Here is a 16925-nt window from a genome sequence, read left to right as displayed (position 1 = left end):
CGGTTTATCCGACCAGTGATTCCGGTTTCACTCTGTTTATCACCTCTGTTCGGATAAATAAACTTCCTCACATCAACCGCCCACTGCACCTGAGGAAGTCCCATGAACCGTAAAATCGCACTGATCACCGGCGCCAGCCGCGGCCTCGGCAAAAACGCCGCCCTGCACCTGGTTGCCCAAGGCATCGACATCATCGGCACCTACAACAGCCGCGTCGATGAGGCCCAGGCACTGGTGGCCGAGGTCGAAAGCCTGGGCGGTCGCGCCGTCATGCTGCAACTGGACGTTGCCCGGAGTGAAAGCTTCAGCGCCTTCGCCAGCGAAGTCGCGAAGGTCCTGCGCAGCCAGTACGAGCGCGAGGGTTTCGATTTTCTGATCAACAACGCCGGGATCGGCCTGCACGCCAACTTCGTCGACACCACCGTCGAACAGTTCGACCTGTTGGTGAACATCCAATTCAAGGGGCCGTTTTTCCTCACGCAGAGCTTGTTGCCATTGCTCAATGACGGCGGGCGCATCATCAACATTTCCAGTGGCCTGACCCGTTTCAGCCTGCCGGGCCACAGCGCCTACGCGGCGATGAAAGGTGCGATGGAAGTGTTGACCCGCTACCAGGCCAAGGAACTCGGGGCACGCAACATCGCGGTGAATATCCTCGCACCCGGCGCGATTGAAACCGATTTCGGCGGTGGCGCCGTGCGCGACAACCCCGGGTTGAACTCCCTGGTGGCGAACAACACCGCCCTGGGTCGCGCCGGCTTGCCGGATGACATCGGCGCCGCGATTGCACTGCTGCTCGCGCCGGGCAGCCAGTGGATCAATGGCCAGCGCATCGAGGCGTCGGGGGGGATGTTTTTGTAAGGCTTACTGTTAAACATCAGACCAAACACAATCTCTGTGGCGAGGGGGCTTGCCCCCGTTGGAGCGCGAAGCGGTCCCAAGCTTTTTGCGACTGCTTCGCAGCCGAACGGGGGCAAGCCCCCTCGCCACAAAAGCGTTTGTCAGCAAACCTGGCGCAGCACCACCCGCTCCCGAACCACGTCATACACCCAGTGGTACACGTAGGTATACGGCAGGAAGAACAGCAACACGCCGATATCCAGCAAGAACGCCTGCCACAGACTGACATTCAGCCACCAGGCAATCAGCGGCACGCCAAGCGCGACCAGACCGCCTTCGAACAACAGCGCATGCACCACGCGGACCCAGGCGTTGTGGGCGATGGCGAGACGCTTGAGCACCCGGTCGAACATACCGTTGAAGACCACGTTCCAGGCCAGGGCCAGGGCGGCGATGAGGACGGTGACCATGCCCATTTCCAGCATCGGCTTCTTCATGATCCAGGCCAGCAGCGGGGTACAGATCAGGATGGCCAGCAGTTCAAAGCCGATGGCCTGGAAAATACGTTCAGTAATGGATTTGTTGGCGCTCATGGCCGAACTCCCTTGAGTGACTGTGGTTGCCATGATCTGTCATCACACCGATACTTCATAACCAATAACCATCGATCAAGGCGATAGTTCATGGCTTCTCACGAAGTGTTGCTGGCGTTTGTCGAAGCCGCGACCCAAGGCTCGTTTTCCGCCGCGGCGCGCAAGCTGGGCCGCAGTCAGTCGACCATCAGCGCGGCGGTGGCCAGCCTGGAAATCGACCTCAACCTGACGCTGTTCGACCGCAGCAGCCGCAAGCCCGGGCTGACCCCGGCCGGACGCGTCATGCTGCAACGGGCCGAAGACATCCTGGCCGCCAGCAGTCGTCTGGAAATGACCGCCCGCCAACTGTCCCAAGGGGTGGAAGCGAAGCTGACGGTGGCGCTGTCCGACACCTATCAGTCGGACCGTTTCGAGGCGTCACTCAGTGCCTTCGAGCAGCGTTATCCCGACCTGGAGCTCGAATGCCTGATCGCCGAGTGCGATGACCTGGTGTCGCTGGTGCAAAGCGGCCGGGCGCAGATTGCCTTCGCCGAAATGCAGGACAGCTACCCGCCGGACCTGGTCAGTTCGACGGTGGACGAGCGCACGGAAATCGCCCTGTTCGTGTCCCCTGCCCACCCGCTGGCAAAGCTGGAATACGTCGATCAGGACGTACTGCAGCAACACCGCGAACTGCGCCTGGCCACCATCATCAATCCCTATGAAAGTCGGGCGAAGGGTCGCGTCTGGTCGGCGCCGAGTTATCTGATGCTGCTGGAAATGGCCCAGGGCGGATTCGGCTGGGCGCCGTTGCCCCGCTGGCTGGTGGAGCGCTTCGGGCCCGGCACCCTGCAGGAACTGGTGGTGCGCGGCTGGCCGAAAACGGTGTCGGTGGATGCGTTGTGGTCGCGGCTCAATCCGCCCGGGCCGGCGGGGAGCTGGTTGCTGGGCAAGATGCTGGAATAGCGGCGCGGCCATTCGCGGGCAAGCCCGCTCCCACAGGGAATGGTGGCGCTCACAAGACCTGTGGGAGCGGGCTTGCCCGCGAAGAGGCCATCACATACAACATCACTCCAACGCCTTGAGCCGCGCCTCGATAAACCGCCGCTCCGGCTCTTGCCGGGTCAACCCCAGTGCCCGTTCCCACGCCGCCCGCGCCTCTTGCTTGCGACCCAGTTGCCGACAAAACTCCGCCCGCGCCGAATGCGCCAGGTGGTAATCCTGCAGCTCGCCCCGCGCCAGAATGGCGTCGACCAGCGTCAGCCCCGCCTGCGGTCCATCGCGTTGCGAAATCGCCGCCGCACGATTCAACTCGATCACCGGCGACGGCACCGCCCGCAGCAGCACGTCATACAGGCCGACAATCTGCGGCCAATCGGTTTCCCCCGCCGTCGAGGCTTCGGCGTGTACCGCCGCGATGGCCGCTTGCAGGCAATAGGGCCCGAATCGCCCCATGCCCAGCGCGTGCTCGATCAGCGCGCAACCTTCAGCGATCAACCCGGCGTCCCACAGCGAACGGTCCTGCTCGTCCAGCACAATCAGCTCGCCGCTCGCCGAAGTCCTGGCCGGACGCCGCGACTCGTGCAGCAACATCAACGCCAGCAAGCCCATCACCTCCGGCTCCGGCAACAACTCCACCAGTAACCGGCCGAGACGGATCGCCTCGCGGGTCAATTCCTCGCGGACCAGTTCGGCGCCGATGGACGCCGAGTACCCCTCGTTGAACACCAGATAGATCACCCGTAATACGCTGTCCAGGCGCTCGGGCAACTCAGCCAGCGTCGGCACTTGATAAGGGATTTTCGCGTCGCGGATCTTCGCCTTGGCACGCACGATACGCTGGGCGATGGTGGCCGGGGCCGAGAGAAAGGCCCGGGCGATTTCTTCTGTGGTCAGGTCGCAGACTTCCCGCAGTGTCAGCGGCACTTGCGCGTCCGCCGCCAGGGCCGGGTGGCAGCAAGTGAAGATCAGCCGCAGGCGATCGTCTTCCACGTCTTCATCACTCCAGTCTGCCTGTTCCAACGCCTCCAGCTGCGCGATCAGCAAGGGCTGCGACGCGGCAAAACGGGCGCGCCGGCGCAAGGCATCGATGGCCTTGAAGCGCCCGGCGGACACCAGCCAGGCCCGCGGATTGTCTGGTACGCCGTCACGCTGCCAGCGTTCGACCGCGATGAAAAACGCCTCGTGCAAGGCCTCTTCGGCGAGGTCGAAATCACCGAGCAAACGAATCAGGGTCGCAAGAATGCGCCGCGACTCTTCGCGATAGACCCGCTCGACCTGCGCCTGAACCGGCAGCCCTGGCATCTTAAGGATTCAACTGCCGAACGGGGCGCACTTCGACACTGCCGACCCGGGCCGCCGGAATGTTCCCGGCGACCTGGAGGGCTTCGTTGAGGTCCTTGGCATCAATCAGGTAAAAACCGGCCAACTGCTCCTTGGTTTCAGCGAATGGACCATCGGTGATCGACAGCTTGCCGTTGCGCATGCGCACGGTGGTGGCGGTCTGCACCGACTCCAGCGCCTCGGCGGCGACCATCCGGCCACTGCCCTGGATCGACTCGGCATAGGCCATGCACTCATCGTCCTTCGGGCTTTCCGGTAGCGAATGCAGCAGGCGCTCATCGCTGTAGACCAGGCATAGGTACTTCATCACGCTCTCCTTATCGAACGATCAACTATGGTCGCTGACTGGCATTCTGGCTCGGCTTCCCGACGATCAGGGCTTGAGGTCGAACAGCGTCGCACCGCTGGTCATGTCGAACGGCGCCGACCAATGTTCGTGGACGATCTGCCACAACCCCGCCTCCTGTCGATAGCACTGCGAGACACGCATCCAGCAGGCCTGGGTTTCGCCCTTGTCGTTGGTGCCACCGCAATGGGCCAGCCAGTGAGCGAACGCAATTTCCTGGGATGGCTCGATGGTGATTTCGTGGAATTCGAAGATGTGCGGGCCGGGGCACATCTCCATGCAGGCCTGCCAATGCGCGCGATACGCCGGCTTGCCTTTGAATTGCAGGGCCTTGACCGCGTCGAAGGAGACGATGTCATCGGCATACAGGGCCATGACTTTTTCAATGTCCTTGGCCATGACCGCCTGACGATAGTTCTCGATGAGATTATGGATCTGGGTTTGCGAGTTCATGGTGGTTCTCCGTGGTTTTTATTGGAAGACACCCTTAGTCGTCTGGCGATCCGGCGAATCGACAGAACAAATAAAAATAATCCAAACGGCCAGAATCGCTAGAATCCGAGGTTCTATTCATGTTGGAAAAAGGACACTCCAGTGACAGCCCGACTTGTGCCTTACGAAAGCCTGAATGCGCAGCAGCGCCAGCAGATCGAGGCCATTGAAGTACATCCGGAGCAGATAAAGTTCTCCGGTGATATCCACGGTGCATTGCACACCTTGTTGTCCAGGCCCGGCCCGGGGGTCAAAGGATTTGCCCTGCTGGCCGATGCGGTTCCAGTTGCCTTCCTGCTGCTCAAGCGCCCACCCGTATTGCCTGCGTGGGCCAATGAACACAGCGCCACGCTACACGCGCTACAGGTCGATCAACGTGCCCAGGGCAAAGGCTACGGCAAGGCCTGCCTGCAGGCGCTGCCCGAGGCGGCGCGCCTGGCCTGGCCGGAAATCCGGGGGCTGGAGCTGTCGGTGGATGCCGACAACGCCGCCGCCATCGCCCTGTACGAAAGGTTCGGCTTTGTCGACAGCGGCGAGGCGTACAAGGGTCGGATCGGTTATGAGCGGCGGATGGGGCTGTTTTTCTAACTCGTCGAAGGATGAACGATGATTAATCAACCGAAAACGCTGAAAGCCATTTACGACCTTCCCCACAACCCAAACGAGCACTGAGCAAACGGATCAGCTCTCTCAACTACAAATATCAGGCAATGGCCCGCGCCTCGCTACTGATAGGGATCAGTTCGGTGGGCGTCGACAGTCTCAACAGTTCGCCAAGCGGCGAGAATATGTACGGATAATGATCGAGCGCTTACTCGCCTAACCGGATCGGACGCGCGGTTATGCTGAGGACGGTAGAAACCACGTATCACAAACGCTTTAATATCAAACGGTTCGATGCCCAGACTTACCACCACGAAACACCAATGCCGGTGAGGAACAGTCTTTACTGACACAACAGATTCAACGTTACTCCTACAAGACTTTGCGAATTATTCTGTAGGAGAATTCCCATCACAAAAAAAGACTTTTCCCGATCTAAAAAGTCATCCATCTGTCAAAGCCTGTACGGCACTTCTGATTTTCTTCCTGAATATTGACGAACATCTCCTATCAAAACTATGGTTTAGTCACGACTGCTCTACATAACATTCTAAAGATTCGACATTGTGCAAGGAGCGACACGCAATGACAGTCCTAATAAAAACTTCACAATCAAAAATATCGGACGCCGAAATAACAATATTAGATGGAAAAATTTCGATCCCGAAAGACTACATACGCCAAAAGGCATTTTTAGACGACACGAGCGTACTTATTGTTTCCGGATCTTTAATTGAAGGAATCGGCACCATACATTCCGACATCGACTGCATCATTCTTTGCGATCAACGCCCCAAAGCACGCAACATCAAAGGAGTTGAACACGCCTTTGTGACCGACATAAACTATCGGCACATCACCCAGGATGAGGAAGTTCATAACACAACCGATTTCTACGGCAACACCAGCATTCACATTGACGCTGACTACATAACGTTTTCAGAGATAGAAGAGATATTCGAAAAGATAGAAATTGCATTTAGCGAAATATCTTCCGACCAGCGCTTTCTCTATACCCCTATTTTAACGAATACAGAAAACAATGTTATCCACAGATCAATTATTGGGCATGCACTTAAAAATGAAGACAGATTTAACGATTTAAAATCAAGAATACCTCTGGAAAAACATATCTACGTAGCTCACCGTGAAAAGCTTCCTGTTTTTTACGCATTTCAGGATGTTCAAGGCTGCTGGCAATCAGGAAACCTCTGGATGGGATGCGAGATCGTCCGTGACATGATGTTAAAAACCACAATGAGCTTCACTTACCTTACTGGCACGACAAACAAACACTACAAGTGGGTTTATTCAAACATGTATCGAATCGAAGGATTTGATGAAATAAAGAATAAATTCTTCATTTTGGCCAGACAAGGCGCAACCACTGAAACAGAATGTAGGTCATTCATTGAAGAAACACTCAAATATATGGACTTGGTATTTTTGGCAATTGAGACTCTTCTAAAAAAATCGGAAATCTATCCCACAACGGAAAAGTCACTTATTGCACTTGATAACGAATTTAACGAACGCCAGCAAACCAAACACAAAGCTTCGATGTGCGAGTATTACTTCAGAAAAAAATACTTCGCTGCAACTGAAACACCAGCATTGGCAAACCTACTAAAGGAATGGGATTAACCAAACAACTTGAAAGTCAACCTGCTGTTAGAATTTTAATCGGCGGCCTATTTATGGAAGTTTTCAGGATAGCCATTCCGCTCATATTTTCTAGATTGGGCGATTTGACAGCTTCATTAATATACTTCTCCTTTGTTGGCCACTTTATTGTAGATTCACTTAGCTCCGCATCGTTTGCCCTGGCATCAATTTCGTTCCTAACAGTCCTCGGCTTCGGTTTCTTTTTGCCGACGCTACTAAAAGTGGCAGGATCATGTGATTTAAATACAAGCGAAATAGAATCAGAGATAGTTATCTCGATAAGACTTGCCATCTTATTTGGAGCACTTATCATAGGCGCAATATTTTTCACACACACAACAACACTTGATTCAATCGCGAGCCAAAGTAAAACAGAAGAGTTCAGAGCACTACTAACACTTTCACTCTCAATGCCTGCAATATATCTACAGATAACAATTTTCAATTTCTTTAATGGAGTCAAAAAACCGCAATACGAGATCATATTTACATGGCTATTCAATTTCTCCCTCTTGGTAACCTGCACCATTTTGATTGCCACAGAGCCAGACAAAACTTTATCAAAATTTACTCTGACATATTCTTGTTTACGGTGTATTTTTTCTGCTCTAGCGTTATTATTTTTCAACCTTAAAATACAACAACATATCGAAAACTTTCTGCACACCAGATGCCTCCCCCCGAAAGAGTATATTAATTACACGATTCGAGGGCTCCCCATGGCACTGTGCCTTGGCGGTGAAAGCCTTCTCTTCTTTTTGCTTTCTATAATTTCAAAAAACATAAGTGAAAGCAGTTTATCCGCTTACCAGGCATCTCTCCACTTCATTAGTATTATATATATGATTTCTATCGGAGTGGGAAACGCGACAGGGATCGTCGCTGCACGCTATTACGCCGCATTGGATATACAATCGATCATAAAAATCTACACCCAAGGAATAATTCTTGGGTTAACAATACTGACACCGTTGTTATTTGGATGTTTCTTCTTTAAGGAAAACATATCCATAATGTATACATCAGACGCGCCAACCAGAAAATTAATTGAAAATAACATTCATATCTCGATCCCTTTCTTAGTATTTGAATTTGTTTACGTTGTGACCCGTATGACATTGAGGAGCATGGAAGACTTCTGGGTTCCCACACTGCTTACCATATTAATATTAAACATTCTTGGCATAGTTTTTTCAGTCTCCCTGCTATCACTTTACGATTACACGGTGCAATCCATATTTTTAGCCTTAGTGATTTGCTCATTCCTCTTAATGCTGCTTCTATTCTGGCGACTAAAGTCGATATCAAATAAAACCACAACGACAGACTAGCAAAACAAAATTAAAACCCACGAGAACAAAACACGAACCGAGAAATAAGTTAAAGCCCCTAACATTTCAATTTTCGTGAGAATCAAACCATGAAGCATACTCCCCCTTCACCTTACTCTAAAGATTCAAGCTCGAGCTTTATAACGATCATTAGTGAGCATCACGCTTGGCGAACACTCAGCGGCGTGCAAACAAATGACTATTACGCTTATCGCAATGCACTATTAAATGGTTGCCACCTTCAAAAAGCTTCTTTCGAACTTCGCCATCCAGAAGTAATGATCTACGACTTGAGCAACATTGAGCCAATTTTTAACTACCTGTCCGACGACGAAGTAGTGAACACATGGAAGTACCTAAACCTAAGAACGAGCCAATTAAACTCAAGTGAGCTTCGTAAAATAAAAGGAGATGGTCTATCCCCGGAAATAGCCATTTCTGGACCTTCCAAACCTTTACTACTCGAATACAAAAAATCTCTAATTAGAGAAGCACTCTCTAATATCCCTCACAACAAACAGTTCTTATCGATCGAATCAACGATTCGAGGCATAGCCAAGAACAGGTTACTGATAGCCACAAATGATGAAACAATGGACTTTCATAATCGATTCTGTGCGTTCTACAGCGAATACATCTCTCACGAACATTGGCACAGCAGCCTAGCGCTCAACACGAGATACATTTATGAGAATCATGCCATTTGGCACAAAATTAAAACGATAGCAAAGAACAAATTATTTTTACTATCGGCTGGTTTACCACTCGCACTTGGCTACTTGGCAACGACAGGAGATCGAAACATCTTCTTTTCAGAAATCCATCGTCAAAACGATCCCAGCTTACTAACTAGGGATGATGAATTCCTCGACATTTTCCCTCACACATCATCATCGAATGAGTCATGGTTAATTATAGATAAATCTTATACTGGGGGAAGCCTAAGAGCAGCATCCAATATGATCAGAAAAAAACTAGGCTATGAACTCGAAATCAAGACTCTAGCACTATTTCCAAAAACCTTCAGTGCTTTCATGAGCGCAGATTATGCCATCTATGCAGGAAAGCTTTTTGAGGTCAGATCGTACGCGTCACGACTGGATAGAGAGAACTGGCACACACAATTAATAACTGAGCAACCAATATGAGAGCGCTATTCAAGAGTGAATATGTTGCCGAACTGGAAGAATGCCTTTATGAAGCCAGGAAGCAATTACGTCGTTATTGGGCGGCAACACTGTCCCACCTACCAGACTTCAATATTGAAAACAAGATCTGGGACAATACCCAAACCAAATTTGATATAGATTGCCAAAATATACTATTTGAATGTCTTTCGAGTATTAGCATCCCAATTACTATTTTTTCCGAGGAAAGTACCTCGCCTATAAAATTTGGAGATCACGGTGATTTTTACTTATTGATAGATCCTTTAGATGGGACACACAATGCGGTACTAGGCTTTCCCGGTTATACATCTAGCGTAGCGCTTTATCATGATGGAAATTATGTCTTCGGTTGGGTTTATGACATATCAAGAGATTTAGTTTACACCGCTGCATACGGCGAAGGTGCCTATCTTCAATCTCCAATAATTGTAAAACGGCTTAAGACTCGAAAATCCAACTCAGTAGAGGACATGCGAATTTCGTTTCATCGCCCAAAAGGCAGTAGAGACATAAATAAAATTCAAACCCTTATATGGTCGGCGGCTAAAATTCGCGTTTATTCATGCTCTTCTTTGGAGATATGCCTGATTGCCTCCGGAGCTCTTGATGCTTTTATAGATATAGGTCCACCTGGGCATGAGCGGAGTTGCGACATTGCCGCTGCAGAATTAATTCTCAGAGAGGCAGGTGGAGCATTGTTCAATGATAAAGGTCTCCCCAGATTCTGCCCACCACCAACGACAGCCTCTCTATCAGACAACGAAACATTGATTGCCTTATCCTCAGAAGAACTGATACGAATAATTTTATAATGCAATTCAAACGGAGGCGAATCATGCTATTAGAAATAGTAAAGTTAAAACTTGAGTTGCTATCTAACGGCGTTAGTTTTACTCAGGAGTTCCTAGAGTACTTTCAGACCCACACAAACCACATTGAAAAAAGGCGAGCATATGGAACAGGTGATAGCGTAATCCTTAGCTGTGGCACTCGGACCCCACAGGAAATTATTCTAGGCGGCCAGATTATTGCAGCTGCTAACTACAACCCCAACTCAAACTTTAGAATTTTCTTAGAGGAAGAAACACCATCACTAAGGTACGGTAACAAATCGATAAAAATTGCATTTCCGGCAAGACCACGATCTTACGGAAGCCGCTTGAGCAATGGCGAACTGCTCGAAAGAAACTTGACTGTGTACGGAGATTCGACCCTCGGAATTTTCTCACCTGGTCATTGCTATTACTTCAACGATGGTCATGAATGCAAGTTTTGCTCTCTGGGCCCTGCAAGAGAAAGCTTATCTGATCACAAGATGCGTATTAAAGGTGATATCGCGGGAGAAGCAGTAGCAACAGCCATTGAAGAAGAGAACAACAGATTCAAGAGGGTGTTATTGAACGGCGGTACAATCCCAAACTATGACAAAGGATATTCAATGCATATAGATTTACTTGATCGAGTAAAACAAAAAAACCTACAAAACGACTTAGAATATCATTTAATCTCTATGCCACCTAAGGACTTCCGACTATTTGATCGCTTTAAAGCAGTTGGCAACAATATGTCAATGAGTCTGGAGGTGTTCAACTCAGACCTATTCTCCGAAGTTTGTCCAGGAAAATCTCGCGACTTCACTCGGGATCGATTTCTTGCTGCTTTTGAAGCTGCTGTAGAAGTTCTAGGTCGCGGCAAAGTATACGCAGGCTTTGTAGCTGGCATGGAACCGCTAGAATCAATCATTGAGGGTATAGAGTACTTTGGAGATATGGGAGTAGTTCCTGCAGTTGCAGCGTTCCACCCTGACGCCGGCTCGCAATACTCCACAAGAGAGCGGCCATCTGTGAATTACCTGAATACACTCGGTAAAAAAATGTCAGAGATATATCGCAGAGAAGGATTTCAGCCTTTAATAGAAGGAAGTGGAAGAAACTCTCTGGACACCGAGGCTTACTTGGGAGGTTTCGCATGAAAGACACGTCTCAGCAGGCAGTATTTATCGCATTTGAAGGCACGGATGGTGCCGGAAAATCCACTGTTGCAAGGGCCACATTTGACAACATCCTTGAGTCCCATGCGGCGCTTCATTACATAGACAAAAACCGCCCACCAGTATCATCAGGTTATTCCGAGTTTCATATGTCCCGACTTCGTGAAGTTCTTTGGGATTATCCCGACCAAGCACCACTTGAACAATTAGGTGACAGACATTGGTTGGCCCTGATAACCGCATGGTTTCAGGCCACGAACTATGCGGCCGTAAGACCACTGCTTGATTCCGGCATGAGTTGCATCGCCGATGGTTGGTACTATAAGTACCTTGCTCGCTTCCTACTTAAAAATGAAGACTTGGCTGAAGAGGCATTAGCAGTATTCTCCACAATTAGAAAACCTGATTTCGTCATTTTTTTAGATGTGGACCCAGTTCTCGCAGCACAGCGAAAAGAATCATTCCGCCTGAGCGAGAGTGGAGCCTATGATGGAGGTAATGAAGACCGCATCAAGAGCTTCATTGAGTATCAAAATCGCGTCCGGTCCAGCTACGAGCGATGCGGCTTGGAAAGTTGGGTGCGAATTGATACAACCGATCTCAGTGAGGAGGCTGTACTTGATAAGGCGGTAAGCGCCGTACGGAACATACTCAACGGAGTATAGTATTCACAAATCCACCTGCCGTGCGTCGGTGCGCCTCAAAAGTGTTTAAATGACGGCCAGTTCGATACAGAGACCTACTACCACTGGCTCCGGCTCCGGACCGGGAAAGTATTTACTAACCCTGAAACTAAGGACCACCACTAGCTCCTGCTTGCGATAGCGGACTATTCAGTCGACATCCCTGTTGAAAGTTACGCCGCCATCGCGGGCAAGCCCGCTCCCACAGGGTCCAGTGTTGAGCTCAGAGCTTGAGCACCATCTCATGCCAGGCCATGCCGCCATGGTCCGACGCCGACGGCTTGACGTAGGCAAAGCCGAACCCGGCATACAACGGAATATGCCGCTCCTTGCACATCAGGTTGATGCTGACCTTGCCCATCGCACGCATACGCTCGATGAACTCGCCCATCAAAAGCTTTGCCAGGCCCTGCCCCTGATAATCCGGGTGCACCACCACCGACATGATCACCACGTGCGGCCCGGCCGGGTCGTGGCCGATCAGCTCCTTGAACGCCTCGTCCGACATTTCCACCTGAAACGCCGCGCCGGAGTTGATGAAACCGGCGACGACCCCGTCCACTTCAGCCACGATAAACCCCTCGGGCCAGGTGGCGATGCGGGTGGCGATCTTCTCGCGGGTCGCGGCTTCGTCACCTTCATAGGCAAGGGTTTCGATGGCAAAGCAGCGGTCCAGATCGGCGGGGGTGACGTTGCGGATGACGGTGTTCATGGCGGCTCGGGATCAGCATGGGAAAGGCTGGGGATGATAAATCAGCCGCCGCGGGACATCGAGAGACGAATCGGCTGATCCGCCTCTCGCGGCAGGTGTCATGCCTTGATCGGCAGCCAGAGTTCCAGCTTGCCGGTGTTGAGCTTGGGGTTGAAGTCTTCGCTGTAACGCTCGAACTCCGGGGCCGCCAATAGTTCGTGGCCGGACTGCGGCAGCCACGTGCCATGGATGTACTGGAAGGTTTGCGGCAGGGTGTCCAGCGGTCCCTTGTGTTCGAACACCGCGTACAGCTGCGGCTGAACTTCCACCCAGCGGTAGGTTTCCGGCAAGTCATCGAGCTTGCTGATCTCGACCCCGGCGATGTAATCGAAGCCGCCCTTGCCGTCGAAATTGCAGCAGACGCCGTAGGTGACTTCGCCTTTCTGGCCCGGAACTTTACCGATGTGGGGAATGAATTTATCCCAGAGTTCGGGAATGCCTTTTACTGTCTCTTGGGTAAATCGTTCGCCAAGTCCTGCGATCAGCAGAAAGTGTCCGTGTTCGAAACGGGGCTCCGTCACCTCGACGCGTGTTTGCTCATCCATGACTCGACTCCTGCGCTTAAAAGTGGGTTCGGCTGGGAGTATAGAAGCCAAACCCGATTCGCCCAGTTACAGGGCGTTCAACTGCTCGACCGCACCGGCGCCAACGAACTCGTTGTAACCCGATAGGATCACGTAAACCGCGAAATAGCAGAAGATCGCCGCCGATGCCATGTAGGAATAACGCAGCAACTTGTCGCCGAGCAATTTGCCGCCGTGGCTCGCGGCAAAGCACAGCCCGACACACCAGAGAATCCCCGCGCAAAGAAAACCGCCGAGAAACAGCGCGGAGCTGAGGACGCCGCCGCCACCGGAACGGGCGATCAGCGTGCCACCCACGGCGGCGAACCAGAGAATCGCACTGGGCGACGACATGGCCAGGAAGATCCCGCGAAAGAACTCCTTGCGATGGGAGTTGTGCCCCACCTCGGCCGATTGCGCCAGCACGGCTTCGTGGTGAATCGCCGAATAGATCATCTTCGCCGCGAAATACACCAGCAGCGCCGAGCCACCGATCCACAACACCCAGCGCACGGTTTCGTACTGCAGCAACACGGTCATGCCGGCCAGCGCCAGTACCGCGTAGATCAGGTCGCCGACGCAGGTCCCGAGGCCCAGGGCAAAGCCCTGGAAATAGCCGCGCTGCATGGCCAGGGTGATCATCGCGATGTTGGCCACGCCGATATCCAGGCACAGCGAAAGGCTCAGCAAGAAGCCGCTGGTAAATTCCATCGAACCCTATCCTTCGGAAAAATTTGTTTACTTTGAGGCTGGACAGTCTGCCACAGCTGCCCTTACATTCCGCCACAGGTCACCGCTGACCTGCGTCGCTCGGACGGTTCCGGGCGCTTACGTTATCCGAGGCAACAATGGCCGAACAAGGTTCGCCGCGCCGCTTTGCGCGCATCGATCGACTCCCCCCTTACGTTTTCAACATCACCGCCGAGCTGAAGATGGCCGCCCGTCGTCGTGGCGAAGACATCATCGACTTGAGCATGGGCAACCCCGACGGCGCCACGCCGCCGCACATCGTCGAAAAACTCGTCACGGTGGCCCAGCGCGAAGACACCCACGGCTACTCCACCTCCAAGGGCATTCCGCGCCTGCGCCGGGCGATTTCCAACTGGTACAAGGACCGCTACGAGGTCGACATCGACCCGGAAAGCGAAGCCATCGTCACCATTGGCTCCAAGGAAGGCCTGGCACACCTGATGCTGGCCACCCTGGATCAGGGCGACACCGTGCTGGTGCCCAACCCGAGTTACCCGATTCACATCTACGGTGCCGTGATTGCCGGCGCCCAGGTGCGATCGGTGCCGCTGGTGCCGGGCGTGGATTTCTTCGCGGAGCTGGAGCGAGCCATTCGCGGCTCGATCCCGAAACCGAAGATGATGATCCTCGGTTTCCCGTCCAACCCGACCGCCCAGTGCGTGGAGCTGGACTTCTTCGAGCGCGTCATCGCCCTCGCCAAGCAGTACGACGTGCTGGTGGTGCACGACCTGGCCTACGCCGACATCGTCTACGACGGCTGGAAAGCCCCGTCGATCATGCAGGTGCCGGGGGCCAAGGACATTGCGGTGGAGTTCTTCACCCTGTCCAAGAGCTACAACATGGCCGGCTGGCGCATCGGCTTCATGGTCGGTAACCCGGAACTGGTCAACGCCCTGGCGCGGATCAAGAGCTACCACGACTACGGCACCTTCACCCCGCTGCAAGTGGCGGCGATTGCTGCCCTGGAAGGCGATCAGCAATGCGTGCGCGACATCGCCGAGCAGTATCGGCAGCGTCGCAACGTACTGGTCAAGGGCCTGCATGAACTGGGCTGGATGGTGGAAAACCCGAAAGCGTCGATGTACGTCTGGGCCAAAATCCCTGAGGCTTACGCGCACCTGGGTTCGCTGGAGTTCGCCAAGAAACTGCTGGCCGAGGCCAAGGTGTGTGTCTCGCCGGGCGTCGGTTTTGGCGAGTACGGCGATGATCACGTGCGCTTTGCCCTGATCGAAAACCAGGACCGGATTCGCCAGGCCGTACGCGGGATTCGCGGGATGTTCCGGGCGGATGGGCTAGTCACCAAATCCAACGCCTGACCCAAAACCTGTAGGAGCCGGCTTGCCGGCGATGCCATCGACCCGGTTCAACGTTAAACCGAGTCGCCTGCATCGCTGGCAAGCCAGCTCCTACATTGGTTTTGCGGTGTTGCTTAGACGAACAGCGACAGCAACAGGATAAAGCCCAGGCCCACCACCGACAGGATGGTTTCCATCGCCGTCCAGGTCTTGAAGGTTTCAGCCACGGTCATGTTGAAGTACTGCTTGACCAGCCAGAAACCGGCGTCGTTGACGTGCGACAGGATCAACGAACCGGCACCGGTGGCCAGCACCAGCAGCTCACGGTTCACACCCGGAATCATCCCCACCACCGGCACCACGATGCCCGCGCCAGTGATGGTCGCCACAGTCGCCGAACCGGTGGCGATACGAATCACCGCCGCCACCAGCCAGGCCAGCAGGATCGGCGAGATCTGTGCGTTCACCGCCATGTGGCCGATCACGTCACCCACACCGCTGGTCACCAGCATCTGCTTGAAGCCACCGCCGGCACCGATGATCAGGATGATCGCGGCGGTCGGCGCGAGGCTGGCATCGAGCCATTTCATCATTTGGCTGGAACCGATGCCCTGCTTGTAGCCGAAGGTATACAGCGACAGCAGCAAAGCCAGCAGCAACGCCGAGATCGGGTGACCGATCAGGTCCATGAAGGCGCGGAAGATGTTGCCATCGGGCAGCACCACGTCGGCAAAGGTCTTGAGCAGCATCAAGAACACCGGCAGCAGCACGGTCACCAGCGTGATGCCGAAGCTCGGCAGTTCGGCCGAATCCGTTTCGCGCGCCAGTTGATCCACCAGCTCCTGGTTCGGATGACCGGGAATGTGCTTGGCAATGAACGTACCGAAGATCGGGCCGGCGATGATGGCGGTTGGCAGCGCAACGATCAGGCCGTAGAGAATGGTTTTGCCGATGTCGGCACCGAACACGCCAATGGCCAGCAGCGGACCCGGGTGCGGCGGCACCAGGCCGTGTACCGCAGACAGACCCGCCAGCAGCGGGATACCGATCTTGATGATCGACACGCCAGTGCGGCGAGCGACGATGAACACCAGCGGGATCAGCAACACGAAGCCGATTTCGAAGAACAGCGGAATACCGACCAGGAACGCCGCGAACATCATCGCCCACTGCACCTTGTCCTTGCCGAAGGCGCGGATCAACGTCTGAGCAATCTGATCCGCACCGCCCGATTCGGCCATCATCTTGCCGAGCATCGTGCCCAGCGCGAGGATGATGCCGACAAAACCAAGCACGCCACCGAAGCCGTCCTGGAACGCCTTGATGATGGTGCCGATCGGCATGCCGGAGGTCAGCCCGAGGAAGGCTGCGGCGATGATCAAGGCGAGGAAGGGGTGCAATTTGAACTTGGTGATCAGGACGATAAGCCCGATCACCGTGACCACTGCATCGAGCAGCAGGAACGTCTCGTGGGACATGCCAAACATTAGGGGTGTCTCCTGGTTGTTGTTGTTATTAAAGCGGGTTAATCA

Annotated in this window: 19 protein-coding genes; 10 read left to right on the top strand and 9 right to left on the bottom strand. The window is 53.4% G+C overall.

Going from position 1 to position 16925, the window contains the following annotated elements; all coding sequences use genetic code 11:
* Positions 1-102 precede the first annotated feature (102 nt).
* Positions 103-861: an SDR family NAD(P)-dependent oxidoreductase gene (locus tag AB7M25_RS07140; RefSeq protein WP_429386241.1), complete on the top strand. Its 759-nt coding sequence runs from the start codon at positions 103-105 to the stop codon at positions 859-861.
* A gap of 140 nt (positions 862-1001) precedes the next feature.
* Here AB7M25_RS07140 and AB7M25_RS07135 read toward each other — a convergent pair whose 3' ends face one another.
* Positions 1002-1433: a multidrug/biocide efflux PACE transporter gene (locus AB7M25_RS07135; protein ID WP_218478159.1), complete on the bottom strand. Its 432-nt coding sequence runs from the start codon at positions 1431-1433 to the stop codon at positions 1002-1004.
* A gap of 90 nt (positions 1434-1523) precedes the next feature.
* Between AB7M25_RS07135 and AB7M25_RS07130 the strand changes: the two genes are divergently transcribed.
* Entirely contained in the window at positions 1524-2378 is an 855-nt protein-coding gene (locus AB7M25_RS07130) for a LysR family transcriptional regulator (protein WP_429516556.1), read from the top strand.
* Between the two features lie 102 nt (positions 2379-2480).
* On the opposite strand, the gene AB7M25_RS07125 is transcribed toward AB7M25_RS07130, so the two are convergent.
* The 3 genes from AB7M25_RS07125 to AB7M25_RS07115 all read right to left on the bottom strand — a co-directional run bounded on the left by AB7M25_RS07125 (position 2481) and on the right by AB7M25_RS07115 (position 4554).
* Complete coding sequence (locus AB7M25_RS07125; protein WP_429386233.1) at positions 2481-3716, bottom strand: RNA polymerase sigma factor; 1236 nt, start codon at positions 3714-3716, stop codon at positions 2481-2483.
* A gap of 1 nt (position 3717) precedes the next feature.
* Complete coding sequence (locus tag AB7M25_RS07120) at positions 3718-4062, bottom strand: YciI family protein (RefSeq protein ID WP_429386231.1); 345 nt, start codon at positions 4060-4062, stop codon at positions 3718-3720.
* A 66-nt stretch (positions 4063-4128) separates the two neighbouring features.
* Positions 4129-4554, bottom strand: a complete 426-nt coding sequence (locus AB7M25_RS07115; protein ID WP_007985193.1) for a YybH family protein — start codon at positions 4552-4554, stop codon at positions 4129-4131.
* 141 nt (positions 4555-4695) lie between these two features.
* Between AB7M25_RS07115 and AB7M25_RS07110 the strand changes: the two genes are divergently transcribed.
* Positions 4696-5181, top strand: a complete 486-nt coding sequence (locus tag AB7M25_RS07110; protein WP_429386228.1) for a GNAT family N-acetyltransferase — start codon at positions 4696-4698, stop codon at positions 5179-5181.
* Between the two features lie 600 nt (positions 5182-5781).
* Entirely contained in the window at positions 5782-6840 is a 1059-nt protein-coding gene (locus tag AB7M25_RS07105; RefSeq protein WP_429386226.1) for a hypothetical protein, read from the top strand.
* A 16-nt stretch (positions 6841-6856) separates the two neighbouring features.
* Here the strand turns inward: AB7M25_RS07105 and AB7M25_RS07100 are convergent, their stop codons facing one another.
* A complete protein-coding gene (locus AB7M25_RS07100) occupies positions 6857-7489 on the bottom strand; it encodes a hypothetical protein (protein ID WP_454238386.1) in 633 nt (210 codons plus the stop codon).
* 91 nt (positions 7490-7580) lie between these two features.
* Between AB7M25_RS07100 and AB7M25_RS07095 the strand changes: the two genes are divergently transcribed.
* From AB7M25_RS07095 to AB7M25_RS07075, 5 genes are all read left to right on the top strand, one after another.
* Positions 7581-8192: an MATE family efflux transporter gene (locus tag AB7M25_RS07095; protein WP_429516738.1), complete on the top strand. Its 612-nt coding sequence runs from the start codon at positions 7581-7583 to the stop codon at positions 8190-8192.
* A gap of 89 nt (positions 8193-8281) precedes the next feature.
* A complete protein-coding gene (locus AB7M25_RS07090) occupies positions 8282-9340 on the top strand; it encodes a hypothetical protein (protein ID WP_429386225.1) in 1059 nt (352 codons plus the stop codon).
* A complete protein-coding gene (locus tag AB7M25_RS07085; protein ID WP_429386223.1) occupies positions 9337-10173 on the top strand; it encodes an inositol monophosphatase family protein in 837 nt (278 codons plus the stop codon). The genes AB7M25_RS07090 and AB7M25_RS07085 overlap by 4 nt, the downstream gene beginning before the upstream one ends.
* A gap of 23 nt (positions 10174-10196) precedes the next feature.
* Complete coding sequence (locus AB7M25_RS07080; RefSeq protein ID WP_429386221.1) at positions 10197-11333, top strand: radical SAM protein; 1137 nt, start codon at positions 10197-10199, stop codon at positions 11331-11333.
* Positions 11330-12016, top strand: coding sequence for a dTMP kinase (locus AB7M25_RS07075; protein ID WP_007997778.1), 687 nt, complete (start codon positions 11330-11332; stop codon positions 12014-12016). The genes AB7M25_RS07080 and AB7M25_RS07075 overlap by 4 nt, the downstream gene beginning before the upstream one ends.
* A 241-nt stretch (positions 12017-12257) precedes the next feature.
* Here AB7M25_RS07075 and AB7M25_RS07070 read toward each other — a convergent pair whose 3' ends face one another.
* The 3 genes from AB7M25_RS07070 to AB7M25_RS07060 all read right to left on the bottom strand — a co-directional run bounded on the left by AB7M25_RS07070 (position 12258) and on the right by AB7M25_RS07060 (position 14059).
* Entirely contained in the window at positions 12258-12746 is a 489-nt protein-coding gene (locus AB7M25_RS07070) for a GNAT family N-acetyltransferase (protein ID WP_217836180.1), read from the bottom strand.
* A gap of 98 nt (positions 12747-12844) precedes the next feature.
* Positions 12845-13330 carry a GyrI-like domain-containing protein gene (locus tag AB7M25_RS07065; RefSeq protein WP_218500670.1) on the bottom strand — a complete coding sequence of 162 codons (486 nt, stop codon included), beginning with the start codon at positions 13328-13330 and terminating at the stop codon, positions 12845-12847.
* Positions 13331-13396: 66 nt separating this feature from the next.
* Positions 13397-14059, bottom strand: coding sequence for a LysE family translocator (locus AB7M25_RS07060; protein WP_429386216.1), 663 nt, complete (start codon positions 14057-14059; stop codon positions 13397-13399).
* Between the two features lie 137 nt (positions 14060-14196).
* Between AB7M25_RS07060 and alaC the strand changes: the two genes are divergently transcribed.
* A complete protein-coding gene (alaC, locus tag AB7M25_RS07055) occupies positions 14197-15414 on the top strand; it encodes an alanine transaminase (RefSeq protein WP_258682287.1) in 1218 nt (405 codons plus the stop codon).
* A gap of 113 nt (positions 15415-15527) precedes the next feature.
* Here alaC and AB7M25_RS07050 read toward each other — a convergent pair whose 3' ends face one another.
* Positions 15528-16880 (bottom strand): GntP family permease, encoded by a 1353-nt coding sequence (locus tag AB7M25_RS07050; protein WP_007974485.1) that lies wholly within the window; start codon positions 16878-16880, stop codon positions 15528-15530.
* Between the last annotated feature and the right edge of the window lie 45 nt (positions 16881-16925).

It is taken from the genome of Pseudomonas sp. AP3_22 TE3818 (assembly GCF_053628995.1).
Note: the sequence above shows the minus strand (reverse complement) of the source record. Positions and strands in the feature narration are given on the sequence as shown.